This is a genomic window from Microbacterium sp. NPDC090225, from assembly GCF_044772365.1.
Lineage (GTDB): Bacteria > Actinomycetota > Actinomycetes > Actinomycetales > Microbacteriaceae > Microbacterium.
The window spans coordinates 1944825-1956959 of sequence record NZ_JBIVYS010000001.1; the positions used below are offsets into that span (position 1 = coordinate 1944825).

Annotated in this window: 12 protein-coding genes; 6 read left to right on the top strand and 6 right to left on the bottom strand. The window is 70.4% G+C overall.

Annotated features, from left to right (window positions below):
- Positions 1–31 precede the first annotated feature (31 nt).
- From ACIQTT_RS09220 to ACIQTT_RS09235, 4 genes are read right to left on the bottom strand one after another with little or no spacing between them, the layout of a single operon-like run.
- On the bottom strand, positions 32–787 hold the full coding sequence (locus ACIQTT_RS09220) for an ABC transporter ATP-binding protein (RefSeq protein WP_402788772.1): 756 nt from the start codon (positions 785–787) through the stop codon (positions 32–34).
- Entirely contained in the window at positions 784–1791 is a 1008-nt protein-coding gene (locus tag ACIQTT_RS09225; RefSeq protein WP_402788774.1) for an ABC transporter ATP-binding protein, read from the bottom strand. Before ACIQTT_RS09225 ends, ACIQTT_RS09220 begins: the two co-directional genes overlap by 4 nt.
- The gene (locus ACIQTT_RS09230; RefSeq protein ID WP_247623767.1) at positions 1788–2690 is read right to left on the bottom strand and encodes an ABC transporter permease; all 903 of its coding nucleotides are present in this window, start codon (positions 2688–2690) and stop codon (positions 1788–1790) included. The genes ACIQTT_RS09225 and ACIQTT_RS09230 overlap by 4 nt, the downstream gene beginning before the upstream one ends.
- On the bottom strand, positions 2687–3664 hold the full coding sequence (locus tag ACIQTT_RS09235) for an ABC transporter permease (protein WP_402788776.1): 978 nt from the start codon (positions 3662–3664) through the stop codon (positions 2687–2689). The genes ACIQTT_RS09230 and ACIQTT_RS09235 overlap by 4 nt, the downstream gene beginning before the upstream one ends.
- 160 nt (positions 3665–3824) lie before the next feature.
- On the opposite strand from ACIQTT_RS09235, the gene ACIQTT_RS09240 reads away from it, so the two are divergent.
- Positions 3825–4406, top strand: a complete 582-nt coding sequence (locus ACIQTT_RS09240; RefSeq protein WP_402788778.1) for a PadR family transcriptional regulator — start codon at positions 3825–3827, stop codon at positions 4404–4406.
- Positions 4407–4452: 46 nt separating this feature from the next.
- On the opposite strand, the gene ACIQTT_RS09245 is transcribed toward ACIQTT_RS09240, so the two are convergent.
- Positions 4453–5127: a cysteine hydrolase family protein gene (locus tag ACIQTT_RS09245; RefSeq protein ID WP_402788780.1), complete on the bottom strand. Its 675-nt coding sequence runs from the start codon at positions 5125–5127 to the stop codon at positions 4453–4455.
- A 90-nt stretch (positions 5128–5217) separates the two neighbouring features.
- Here ACIQTT_RS09245 and ACIQTT_RS09250 point away from each other — a divergent pair, with 90 nt between their 5' ends.
- Positions 5218–6687, top strand: coding sequence for an MFS transporter (locus tag ACIQTT_RS09250; RefSeq protein ID WP_402788782.1), 1470 nt, complete (start codon positions 5218–5220; stop codon positions 6685–6687).
- Positions 6688–7012: 325 nt separating this feature from the next.
- Here ACIQTT_RS09250 and aztA read toward each other — a convergent pair whose 3' ends face one another.
- Positions 7013–7669, bottom strand: coding sequence for a zinc ABC transporter ATP-binding protein AztA (aztA, locus tag ACIQTT_RS09255; protein ID WP_402788784.1), 657 nt, complete (start codon positions 7667–7669; stop codon positions 7013–7015).
- A gap of 55 nt (positions 7670–7724) precedes the next feature.
- On the opposite strand from aztA, the gene aztB reads away from it, so the two are divergent.
- From aztB to aztD, 4 genes are read left to right on the top strand one after another with little or no spacing between them, the layout of a single operon-like run.
- Positions 7725–8585: a zinc ABC transporter permease AztB gene (aztB, locus tag ACIQTT_RS09260; RefSeq protein ID WP_402788786.1), complete on the top strand. Its 861-nt coding sequence runs from the start codon at positions 7725–7727 to the stop codon at positions 8583–8585.
- Entirely contained in the window at positions 8582–9868 is a 1287-nt protein-coding gene (locus tag ACIQTT_RS09265) for an ABC transporter (protein WP_402788788.1), read from the top strand. Before aztB ends, ACIQTT_RS09265 begins: the two co-directional genes overlap by 4 nt.
- Before the next feature lies 1 nt (position 9869).
- Positions 9870–10808 carry a zinc ABC transporter substrate-binding protein AztC gene (aztC, locus tag ACIQTT_RS09270; RefSeq protein WP_402788790.1) on the top strand — a complete coding sequence of 313 codons (939 nt, stop codon included), beginning with the start codon at positions 9870–9872 and terminating at the stop codon, positions 10806–10808.
- Positions 10809–10839: 31 nt separating this feature from the next.
- Complete coding sequence (gene aztD, locus ACIQTT_RS09275) at positions 10840–12042, top strand: zinc metallochaperone AztD (protein ID WP_402788792.1); 1203 nt, start codon at positions 10840–10842, stop codon at positions 12040–12042.
- Positions 12043–12135 lie beyond the last annotated feature (93 nt).

Sequence of the window (12135 nt, forward strand, 5' to 3'; positions counted from 1 at the left end):
TGCGGTGGTGCGGGTAGGGGTGGTGCGGTCTTCAGGCGTGCATCAGGGTGCGCGCGGCCAGAAGTTCTCGGGTGTACGGATCGGTCGGGTCGGCGAGCACGGCGGCGGTCTCGCCGGACTCCACGGCGTGGCCGCGGTTGAGCACGAGGATGTCGTCGGCGATGTGCTCGACGACGGCGAGGTCGTGCGTGATGAAGAACATCGCCACCCCGAGCTGCGCCTGCAGGTCGGCGAACGTGTTCAGCACCTGCGCCTGCACCGACTTGTCGAGCGCCGACACCGCCTCGTCGCAGATCAGCAGCTTCGGCTTGCTGGCGATGGCGCGCGCGATCGCCACGCGCTGCGCCTGTCCGCCCGACAGCTCGTGCGGGAAGGCGTGCACGTAGTCGGCGGCGAGCGCGACCGTCGCGAGCAGATCGGCCGAACGCGACGCCCATTCGCGGCGGGCAATGCCCTGCGCACGCAGCTGGAACGCGAGGCTGTCACCGATCGTCATCGCCGGGTTCAGGGCGTTGCGGGGGTCCTGCGGCACGAGCTGGAAGTCACGACGGGCCTGCCGAAGCTCCTTCGCGCTCAGCGCGAAGAGATCGCGCCCATCGAGCCGCACGGTGCCCGCATCCGGTCGCATCAGGCGCATCACGATGCGCCCGAGCGTCGACTTGCCGCTGCCGGATTCACCCACGACCCCGAGCGTGCGCCCGGACTCGATCGAGAAGTCGACGCCGTGCAGGGCGGTGAAGTCGCCGAAACGCTTCACGATGCCGGTGCCTTCCAGTACGGCGGTCATGCTGCCTCCTCCTGTGCTCCGTCGGGTCCGTCGGATCCGACGCTCACGACACTTCCGTCGGCGACGGCGTGGCCGCGCGCGACCTCGTGCAGGGTTCCCCAGTCGCGGCGCATCCGCACGGAATCGGGAACGACGGCGAGCCCTCCGCGCGGCACTCCGGCCGAGGGCTCCGCGGCGAGCAGCGCGCGGGTGTACTCGTGGCGGGGAGCGCGCAACACGTCGGGCGCGTAGCCCAGCTCGACGATCTGACCGCCCAGCATCACGGCCACGCGGTCCTGCGCCTGCGAGGCGATGAGCGTCGCGACACCGATGTCGTGCGTGATGAAGAGGATCGCCGTGTGCAGCCGATTGCGCAGATCGTCGAGCAGGCCGACGACGTGTGCGCCGACGGCCGCGTCGAGCGCGCTCGACGGTTCGTCGGCGACGATCAGCTCGGGCCCGCAGCTGATCGCGATCGCGATGGCGATGCGCTGGCGCATTCCGCCCGAGACCTCGTGCGGATAGCAGCGCATCACCCGCTCGGCGTCGCGGATCTGCACCTGCTCGAGCAGCTCGAGCGCACGCAGCTTGGCGGCCGCGCGACTCGGGCACTGGCGGTGCTGCAGCAGGGTCTCGACGATCTGCGATCCGATACGCCGCATCGGATCGAGCGAGGAGTTGGGATCCTGCGGCACCATTCCGATGCGGTCGCCGTGCAGCATCCGCAGACGGGATGCCGGGGCGCCGATGAGGTCGACGCCGTCGAAGTACGACGTTCCGCTCACCGTCGCGGTCCGCGCCGCCAGGCCGGTCACCGCCCGGGCGAACACCGACTTGCCGCTGCCGGACTCGCCGAGCAGCACGGTCACCTGACGCTTCTCGAGTCCGAGGCCGAGGTTCGAGACGACGGTGCTGGCGCCGCCGCCCGAGCGGGGGAACGACACGCTGATGCCGGTGGCGTCGAGCACCAGCGCGGCCGGGTCGGCGAGGCCTCCGGCGGGAGGGGCGAGGAGGGTCTCGGTCATGACTTCTGTCCCTTTCCGGAGATCGCATCGCGGATGCCGTCGCCGACGAGCGGGAAGAGCATCGAGAGCAGCAGGATCATCACCACGGGCGCGAGCGCGAGTGTCGGGTTCGTGTAGACCGCCGCCTGCATCTCGTAGAGGATCGACCCGAGCTCGGGTTGCGGCGAGGGGACGCCGAGGCCGATGAATCCGAGACCGCCCGAGATCGCGACGTTGGCGCCGACGAGCGAGGTCGAATAGGCGAGAACGGCGGGGAGGGTGACCGGGACGATCTGCCGCAGCAGGATCGTGCCGCCCGTCGCCCCGCTCGAACGGGCCGCGGTGACGAAGTCGAGCTCGCGGATGCGGGATACCTCGGTCTCGGCGATGCGGGCGACCGGCGCGATCCACACGAGGGTGAGCGCGAGGATCAGCGTGCCCAGGCCGACACCGAACGAGATCGCCAGCAGCAGGGCGAGCAGCACTCCGGGGAAGGCGAAGAGCAGGTCGACCCCGCGCATCAGGATCGTGTTCGTGACCTTGCCGGCGAGACCGGCGATCGTGCCGATCGCGAGGCCGAGCACGGTGGCGATGACGATGGGCACCACGCTGACGATGAGAGAGGTGCGGGTTCCGTAGACGAGTCGGCTGAGCAGATCGCGCCCCTGCGTGTCGGTACCGAGCACGTGGCCGTCGGTGAAGAAGGGGAGCAGACGCTCGGACAGCGACCCCGTGAGCGGGTCGGCGAGAGGCAGCAGCGGAGCCGCGAGCACGACGGCGGTGAGCAGCGCGACGATGCCGAGCGCGACGACGGATCGCAGCGGCATCCGGCTGAGCACCGATCGGCGACGGAATCGGGGCACGGCATCCGACGCCGCGACGGAGGCGGTGAGGACCGGGGGTTCGGCGAGTGCGCTCATGCGCGTCCCTTTCTGATTCGCGGGTCGAGGACCGCGTTGACGACGTCGGCGACGAGGAGCACCAGGACGAAGATCATCGCGATGATCAGGGCGACGGCCTGGACGAGCGTGTAGTCGCGCAGGCTGACCGACTGCACGATGAGGGCGCCGAGGCCGGGGATGCTGAAGATCTGCTCGACGAACAGTGCGCCGCCCAGCATCGTGCCGACCTGGATGCCGAGCACCGTGATCATCGGCGGCAGGGCGTTGTGGTGCGCGTGCACGGTGAGCCGCCAGGGCGAGAGGCCGCGCGCCTGCAGCGTGGGCAGCAGGTCGGTCGACTGAAGCGTCGAGATCGACGTCTTCAGCGACCGCGCCATCTGGGCACCGGGCGCGAGGGCGAGCGCGGTCGCCGGCAGCAGGAGGTGGGCGGCGAGGTCGCCGACCGAACCGTCGCCGCGGGTCGAGACGCCGCCGGCGGGGAACAGCGGCCAGACCACCGCGAAGGCGATGAGCAGCACGAGCGCGACCGTGTACTGCGGGGCAGACAGGAACAGCGACTCGACCCAGTCGGTCGTGCGGCGCACGCCGCGGAACCGAGTGGTGGCGAGGTTGCCCATCACGATGGCGAGACCGATCGCGAGGATGCTGGCGAGTCCGCCCAGGAGCAGGGTGTTCGTGAGCGCCGGTCCGATGATGTCGGTCACGGGGCGACCCTGGCTGTACGAGAAGCCGAGGTTGCCGCCGAGCATCTGCCCGATCCAGATCGTGAACTGCGACATCAGGGGCTGGTCGAGGCCCATCACCTCACGCAGCTTCTCGCGCTCGGCGGGGCTGCTGTCCGTTCCCAAGATCGTCAGCGCGGGGTCACCGGGGATGGCGCGGATGGCGAAGAAGACGACGACGGCGATGAAGAGCGCCGTCACGACGGTCATCACGATCCGACCGCTCACGAGACGCACTAACCGGTTCTGTGCGATGGCTTTGTAGTCCATAATTGGAATTATGCACTGATGTACTGTTTCGGTACTGTTTCGTATTGATGACACTGTTGTCCCCGTCGGGACGAGCCCCGTGTTTCCGGGCATCCGGCACGCGAGAATCGCGTCGCAGTCCGAAGAAATCTGCACGACGTCCGTCAGAGAAAGGACCCCCATGGCCCTCCGGCACGCGATCCTGGCCGCCCTCTCGCGAGGAAAGCCTCGAACCGGATACGACCTCAACTCGAGCTTCAACGACGTCAACGACCGCGCGTGGCACGCGAGCCCCTCGCAGGTGTACTCCGAGCTGACGAAGATGGAGAAGCTCGGCCTCATCGACATCAGTGAGCGCAACCAGCGCGGCCGCACGAGCTACATCATCAACGACGAGGGCCTCGAAGAGCTCCGGCGCTGGCTGCTCCACGATCAGCCCGACCACGGCGTGCGCGACGACGCGATGCTGCGGCTGCTGAACCTCTGGACGCTCGACGCCGCCGACGCCGCCTACCTCCTCGACGCCGAGGTGACCTTCCAGCGCCAGCGTCAGTTCAGCCTGACCCACCTCCTCTCCAACTGGGAGGAGGAGCGCGAGGACTACGACAGCCCGGTCTGGCGCAGCCGACGCGCGCTCTACACGCTGTGGCTGCGGCAGACGACGCTGACCCTCGACTGGCTCGACGAACTGCGCGTCGTACTCGAGCATCCCGAGATCCCCGTGCCGGACGCACTCGAAGGGGCCGCCCCCGCACGCGCGTGATGCGTGCGGAGACGACCCCTCGGGAGCCGCCCTGCGGCGGTGCCGCTCAGGCGCCGATCGTGGCCAGATCCTCGGCCGTCCGGCCGTAGCCCGGCGTCGTGAACCGTCGATCCCACTCGGCATCCTCGGCCAGCAGTTCGCGCCACGGTGCGACCTCGACGTAGAGCACGCGGAGCGAGTCCAGGGCGGCGCGGTGCAGCGCCTCACCGTCGGTCGAGACGGCATCCAGCGGAACCGCCACGTCGAAGTTCTTCATCATGCCGGTTCGCGAGGTCGTCTCGACGCACACATTCGTCTGCAGGCCGGCGACGATGAGGCGGGTGACGTCGAGGTTGCGCAGGATCGGGTCGAGATCGGTGTTGAAGAAGGCATCCCACCGGTGCTTCTCGATCACGATGTCACCCGGCTCGGGACGCACCGCGTCGAGCACCTCGGAGCCCCAGTCACCGTCGTCGCCGATCGGCGACTCCTCGTCGCTCTCGGCCGAAGCCGCCAGCAGACGGCGCATGCTCGGCGTCGCATCGGCGCCGTCGGCGCGTGACGTCTGCCGCGTGTAGATCACCGGCATGCCCTGCGCGCGCGCAGCCGCGAGCAGCTCGGCGCACTCGGCCACGACCTCGTCGAAGTTCCAGATCGGTGGCCACCCCAGGGCGCTCCGTCGCTCCTGCTGCAGGTACATGTTCTGCATGTCGATCATGATCAGCGCTGTTCTCGAGCCCATGTCAAACCCAATCTCGTAGTGTGTCTTGATAGTCCAATACTGTTATATAGTCCTTTACGTTACGTCGGTATTACTTTCAGGAGGATCAACGTGTCGGATGCGACGACCATCGACGGCACGCGCGGTCGCAGGAAATGGGCGGTCTTCGCCGTGCTCGCCGGGGCCGCCGCGCTGACGATCCTCGACGTCTCGAAGCTCGGCATCGCCCTCCCCGCCATCCAGGCCGACATGGGCGGCGACCCCGCGACCGTGCAGTTCATGCTCGTCGGCTACACCCTCGCCTACGCCGCGATGCTGCTGCCCGCCGGCCGCATCGGCGACGTGGTGCCGCGTCGCACGGTGTTCCTCACCGGCATGATCGTGTTCGTCGCCTCGAGCGTCGCCTGCACCTTCGCCCCCACGATCGAGTGGCTGGTGGCGGCGCGGGTGATCGAGGGCCTCGGAGCCGGCCTGCTCATGCCGCAGGTGCTCGGACTCATCCAACGCGTGTTCCCCGCCGGAGAGCGCGCCAAGCCGCTCGCCGCCCTCGCCGCCATCACATCGCTCACCTCGCTCGGAGCCCCGGTGCTCGCGGGGTTCATCATGGACGTCGCGGGCGACCAGCTCGGCTGGCGACTGCTGTTCCTCGTGACCGTGGTCGCCGGCGCGATCATCCTCCCGTTCGCGTTCGTGGTCGTGCACGAACCCGCCGGCGATCGCCGCCGGGGCTACGACACGATCGGCACCGTGCTGCTCGCGGTCGGCGTGGTCCTCACGATCGGCCCGCTCAGCGCGATCTCCGGCACCGAGCCGCCCGCACCGTGGATCTTCCTCGGCATCGGACTCGGCATCGCCTTCCTCGCGGCCTTCATCGCCCACGAGCGACGGGTCACCCGGCGCGGTCGCGAACCCCTCGTCGACCCCGAACTGTTCCACCTGCCTCACCTCCCGGCGGGAGTGCTGATCTCCGGATGCATGCACGCGGCGGCGACCGCCGGCACCCTGGTCGTGACGATCGCCCTGCAGCAGCTCGCGCACCTGTCGGCGCTCGAAACGGCGATGTGGATGCTGCCGGCCGCCGCCGCGAGCCTCCTGGGCTCCTGGATCGCGACGCGGGTCTCGCCGACGAACGGCCACGTGGTCGCGCTCGGCACCGGCACCGGCGCACTCGCGCTGGCGGGGAGCGGGCTCGTGTTCGCCGCGGCCGCGACGAGTGCCGTTCCCCCGCTCATCGCCGCGCTCCTCTGCGTCAGCGCGTTCGGTTCGGGTCTCTCCGCCCCCGCGAACCAGGCGCGCACGCTGCTCCACACCCCGGGGCACCGCTCGAGCGTGGCCGGATCGCTCATCCAGTTCGCACAGCGCACGGGTTCGGCGATCGGCATGGCGCTCGCCCTCATCATCTACTACGCGTTCTTCTCCGACACGAGCTTCGCCGGCCGGCCGGCATCCGGCGCGATGTGGGCACTCTGGGCCGTCAGCATCTTCCTCGTCGCCGCCACGGCCATCGCGGTGGTCGACCACGCCCGCACCCCGCGGGTCGCGCCCGAGGTCGCAGTGCCCGAACCGCAGTTCGTGCCGTAGGGCGTCTCGGGCGGGGGCCCTTCGACAGGCTCAGGGACCCAGGGGCTGCTCAGGGACCCAGGGGCTGCTCAGGGACCCCGTGGCAGCGCAGGGACCCCGTGGCAGCGGCTGAACGGAAACTGGGTCGCTGAGCCTGTCGAAGCGCCCCGCCCCGCTCATCTGCACGGACGTATCACGTCTGCACGGAGCATCCGCCCGCATCTCCGTGCAGACGTGCGCGCTCCGTACAGACGAGCGGATGCCGCGGCGTCAGCGCAGGAGGAGATCCCTCGCAACGCAGGTGCGTTCGCGGCATCCGCTCCTGCGTTGCGTGAGATCTCCTCCGCTACGTGCGAGGAGCCCCCACCACCCTCCCCGCCTCCAGCCGCACCACCCGATCCGCCGCCTCGAGCAGCGGGGCGTCGTGCGATACGCACACCACGGCGACGCCGCGATCGGCTTCTTCGCGCAGCACCGATCGGATGCGCCGGCTGCTGTCGGCATCCAACCCGGTCGTGGGTTCGTCGAGCAGCAGCAGGTCGGCCTGACGCGCGAGCCCCTGGGCGAGGAGCGTGCGCTGCTGCTGCCCGCCCGACAGCGACGCGTACGGGCTCGATGCGAGTTCGGTGATCTCCATGCGCGACAGCGAGCGCGCCACAGCCGCGTGCGCCGAGGCATCCGCCCGCCGCCACGGCCCGAGCCGACCCCAGGCGCCGACGGCGACCACATCGCGCACCGTGACCGGCAGGCGCGGCGGGATCGCCGCGCGCTGCGGCACGAAGGCGACGGCGCCGGGCACCGCTCGCTGACCGCGCCGCGGTGAGCGCGTGCCGGCGAGCACTTCGAGCAGCGTCGACTTTCCCGCCCCGTTGGGCCCGGCGATCGCCGCGAGTTCTCCCGGAGCGACGTGCAGATCCACGCCGCACACCACGTCCACGCCGTCGAAGGCCACGTGCACGTCGGAGAGGCGGGCGGCGGGGGCGATGGAGGTCGGGGAACTCATGGCTTCATCTTATGAGTTTGATAATCATTCTCAAAAAGCCCTAGGCTCGCTCAACGTGACCCTTCCTCTCCTCGCCCCCTTCGCGCTCGAGTTCGTCCAGCGCGGCCTGCTCGGTGGCGCTCTCGTGGCGATCCTGTGCGGCGTCGTGGGCACGTGGGTCGTGATCCGCGGCATGGCGTTCCTCGGCGAGGCGCTGGCCCACGGCATGCTCCCCGGGGTCGCGCTGGCCACCGTGCTCGGCCTGCCGGTACTGGTCGGCGGAGCGCTGAGCGCCATCGCGATGAGCGTCGGGATCGGCGCGCTCCAGCGCCGCGCGAAGCTCTCGTACGACACGAGCATCGGACTGCTCTTCGTCTCGATGCTCGCCCTCGGGGTGATCGTCATCTCCCACTCGGGCAGCTTCGCCACCGACGCGACCGCGATCCTCTTCGGCGACATCCTCGCCATCACACCGGCCGACCTCGTGCTGCTCGCGATCGCCGCCGCCCTCGGCATCGCCGTGGCCGCCGGCTTCCACCGCTCGTTCGTCGCCCTCGCCCTCGACTCCCGCATCGCCACCGTGCTCGGCCTGCGCCCGCGCCTCGCGCAGGCCGTGCTGGTCGGGCTCGTGACCCTCGCGGTCGTCGCCTCCTACCAGGCGGTCGGATCGATGCTCGTGGTCGGACTGCTCCTCGCTCCTGCCGTGGCCGCCGGCCACTGGACCACGCGCATCCCCACACGGATGCTGCTCGCCTGCGTGTTCGGCATCGTCGCCGTCTTCCTCGGCCTCATGACCTCGTGGTTCGCGGCGACCGCCGCCGGAGCCTCCGTCGCCGCCGCGGCGATCGCCCTGACCTGCCTCTCGTGGGTCGCCCGCGCCGCCGTCACCGGCTTCCGCTCGACGAGCCACGCCACGACCGCACCGGTGGCGGCATGACCGCCCGAACCGACCTCACCCGCCCCTCTTCCCGAAAGGATGCCGTGCACTCCCGTTCGACCTCCCTCGCCCTTCTCGGCGCCCTCACGCTCGGCCTCGCCGCCTGCACCGGCGCGCCCGCCGACCTCCCAGCCGAGACGGCGACCGACGCCCCCTCCACCGGTGACGGTCACGGCGCGATCGCCGGAGCCGAGGAGGTCGCCGAACCGCCGCTCGGCCTCACCGCGATCGATCCCGACGGAACCGTCACGCACCTCGACCTGCTCGACGAGACCATGACCGAGATCGGCGCGATCACTGCACCGCGGGCGATGAGCACCGACGGCCGCTACCTCTTCGCCGACGTCGGCGAGGGCATCGAGATCGTCGACAGCGGGGTGTGGACGTGGGACCACGTCGACCACTTCCACTACTACCGCGCCACCCCGGCCCTGCTCGGAGCGGTCGACGGCGAGGGTGCAGCGACGGTCGCGACGACGAACAGCTCGACGTCCGGGGGCACGGGCATCTCCTTCGCCGATTCGGGGGATGCCGTGCTGCTCAGTACCGAGGCCCTCTCCAAGGGTGAGATCAGCGAGCAGTTCCGCCTCGAGCGCGAACCGCACGACGGACTGGTGGTGCCCGTCGGGTCGTTCGCCCTCGTGACCGAGGCGGTCGACGGAGTCGGCGCGCGCGTCGGCGGATACACCGCAGATGGCGAGCCGACCGAACTCGACGAGGCGTGCGCCTCTCCCTCGGGCACGATCACGACCCGAGTCGGCGCCGTGATCGGCTGCGCCGACGGCGCCCTTCTCGCCCACGTCGACGACGGCGAGCTCGTCGTCGAGCGCATCCCGTACCCGGCGGATGCTCGCACCGGGGCGGTCGCCTCGTTCGACAACCGCGAGGGACGACCGACGGTCGCCGGCCTCGCGAGCCCGACCGACATCCGCCTGCTCGACACCCGGGCGCGCACCTGGACGCTGCTCACGGCACCGGCCCCGCTCGTGCACGTGACCGCGGTCGACGACGAGGACGGTCACCTTCTCGGGCTGGCCGACGACGGACGGATGCTCGTGCTCAGCGCCGCCGACGGCTCACTGCTCGCCGAGACGGCGCCCCTCGTCGGCGCCTCCCTCGCGGCGGGCGCGACCCCGGTGCTCGTCGCCGACCAGCACCGGGCGTACCTCAGCGGCCCCGTCGAGCGACAGCTGTTCGAGATCGACTATGCCGATGCCGCCCGCATCGCCCGCACCTTCGAGACCGCCACCGAGCCGGCCTTCGTCGCCGAGACAGGACGCTGACATGCGACTGCCCCGCCTCCGCTCCCGCGCCGCGACCGCCGCCGCCCTCGCCACCGCCGTCCTGCTCGCCGCGACGCTCACGGCGTGCGCTCCGCCCGCGACCGACGCGCGCCCCCTCGTCGTCGTCTCGACCAACATCCTCGGCGACGTCGTCGAGCAGCTCGTCGGCGACCAGGCCCGCGTCGTCACCCTCATGAAGCCGAACGCCGACCCGCACTCCTTCGAGATCTCGGCGCAGGAGGCGGCGACGCTGCGCGACGCCGACCTCGTCGTGTCTAACGGCCTCGGCCTCGAGGAGGGGTTGCAGCAGCACCTCGACGCGGCATCCGCCACCGACGTACCGACCTTCGTGGCGGGCGACGCGATCGATGTGCTCGAGTACCGCGAGGGCGACGCCGCGGGCATGCCCGACTCGCACTTCTGGACCGACCCCGCGCAGATGCTCGCGGTCGTCGACGCCCTCGAACCCGCCCTCGCCGACATCGACGGCATCGATCCCGATGCCCTGAAGTCGAGCGTCGCCGACTATCGCGCCGAACTCGACGAGCTGGATGCCGAGATGACGACGGCCTTCGACACGATCCCCGCCGACCGCCGCGCCCTCGTCACCAATCACCACGTCTTCGGCTACCTGGCGGAGCGCTTCGACTTCGCGGTCGTCGGGGCCGTGATCCCCGGCGGCACGACGCTCGCGGCGCCCTCGGCATCCGATCTCGCCGACCTCGTCGACGCGGTCGAGGAGACCGGCGTCCCGGCGATCTTCGCCGAGTCCTCGTCGCCCGACCGACTCGCTCGGGCACTCGCCGACGAGGCCGACATCGACGTCGACGTGATCGAGCTGTTCACCGAGTCGCTCACCGACGCCGGCGGCGGCGCCCCCGACTACCTGACCATGATGCGCGTTAACACCGAGCGCATCGTTTCCGGTCTCACCCGCTGAGACCACCCCTCACAGAGAAAGAAGCACCTGCATGAAGAAACTCCCCCTGCGCAGAGCGCTGGTCGGTGCCGTCGCCCTCGGCGCCGTCGTGACCCTCGCCTCCTGCTCGACCCCCCCCGCTGCGGATGCCCCGGCGAGCGAGAGCTCGACGACGGATGCCGGCGCCCGCGTCGCGATCTCGTACGACGGCGGCATCCTGGTGCTGGACGGGGAGACCCTCGAGACCGTCGCCGACTTCGACTCCGAACCCTTCACCCGGCTGAACGCCGCGGGTGACGACCGGCACGTCATGGTCACGATGAGCGAAGGCTTCCAGGTGCTCGACACCGGCGCCGGCTCCTCGGACGACGCGGCGCTCACCGACACGGTCTTCGCGGCCGACACCCCCGGTCACGTGGTGCGCCACGGCGGCAAGACGATCCTCTACGCCGACGGCACGAGCGACACCACCATCTTCGACACGGCCGATCTCGCGGCATCCGACGGTCTTCCCGAGGTCGAGACGATCGCGGGCGTCGAGGCGCACCACGGCGTCTCGATCGTGCTCGAGGACGGCACCTTCCTCACCACGGTGGGCAACGCCGACGGACGCAACGGCATCGTCGTGCGCGACGCCTCCGGCGCGACGATCGCGACGTCGGACCAGTGCCCCGGCGTGCACGGTGAGGGCACGGCCGCGAACGAGGTCGTGGTCTTCGGGTGCGAGGACGGCGCTCTGGTCTACGCCGACGGTGAGATCACGAAGCTCTCCGCTCCCGATCAGCCCTACGGCCGCATGGGCAACGCCTACGTGAGCGAGTCCAGCCCGATCATCGTCGGCGACTACAAGAACGACCCCGATGCCGAGGGCTACCTGCTCGGCGCCGTCACCCTCATCGACACCGAGGCGCTGACGTACGAGGTCGTCGACCTGCCCGAGGGTGCGGAGTACACGTTCCGCGACGTCGCCCGCGGCCCGGGTGAGCTCGCGTACATCCTCGGATCCGACGGTGCGATCCACGTGCTCGACCCCGAGTCCGGCGAGATCACCGACACCTACCCCGTGATCGACGCGTGGGAGGGCCCCGCCGAATGGCAGGACGCCCACCCCGCGATCGTCGTGGCGGGTGACATCGCCTACGTCACCGAGCCCGCCGCGAACAGCGTGCACGCCGTCGATCTCACCACCGGCGAGGTGCTCGCGAGCACCGAGCTCGAGGTCACGCCCAACGAGATCGCGCCGGCCGCCGGCTGATCGACGTCTCTCCCGCGTTCGTTCGGGAGGAGATCTCCGCGATGGGAGGACGGATGCTGCGGCATCCGTCCTCCTGTGCGTGAGTTCTCCTCC

What these genes read in the sequence shown, in the direction of transcription:
- ACIQTT_RS09220 (WP_402788772.1), bottom strand. Translation starts at nt 787, where the DNA reads ATGACCGCCGTACTGGAAGGCACCGGCATCGTGAAGCGTTTCGGCGAC.
- ACIQTT_RS09225 (WP_402788774.1), bottom strand. Translation starts at nt 1,791, where the DNA reads ATGACCGAGACCCTCCTCGCCCCTCCCGCCGGAGGCCTCGCCGACCCG.
- ACIQTT_RS09230 (WP_247623767.1), bottom strand. Translation starts at nt 2,690, where the DNA reads ATGAGCGCACTCGCCGAACCCCCGGTCCTCACCGCCTCCGTCGCGGCG.
- ACIQTT_RS09235 (WP_402788776.1), bottom strand. Translation starts at nt 3,664, where the DNA reads ATGGACTACAAAGCCATCGCACAGAACCGGTTAGTGCGTCTCGTGAGC.
- ACIQTT_RS09240 (WP_402788778.1), top strand. Translation starts at nt 3,825, where the DNA reads ATGGCCCTCCGGCACGCGATCCTGGCCGCCCTCTCGCGAGGAAAGCCT.
- ACIQTT_RS09245 (WP_402788780.1), bottom strand. Translation starts at nt 5,127, where the DNA reads ATGGGCTCGAGAACAGCGCTGATCATGATCGACATGCAGAACATGTAC.
- aztA (WP_402788784.1), bottom strand. Translation starts at nt 7,669, where the DNA reads ATGAGTTCCCCGACCTCCATCGCCCCCGCCGCCCGCCTCTCCGACGTG.
- ACIQTT_RS09265 (WP_402788788.1), top strand. Translation starts at nt 8,582, where the DNA reads ATGACCGCCCGAACCGACCTCACCCGCCCCTCTTCCCGAAAGGATGCC.
- aztC (WP_402788790.1), top strand. Translation starts at nt 9,870, where the DNA reads ATGCGACTGCCCCGCCTCCGCTCCCGCGCCGCGACCGCCGCCGCCCTC.
- aztD (WP_402788792.1), top strand. Translation starts at nt 10,840, where the DNA reads ATGAAGAAACTCCCCCTGCGCAGAGCGCTGGTCGGTGCCGTCGCCCTC.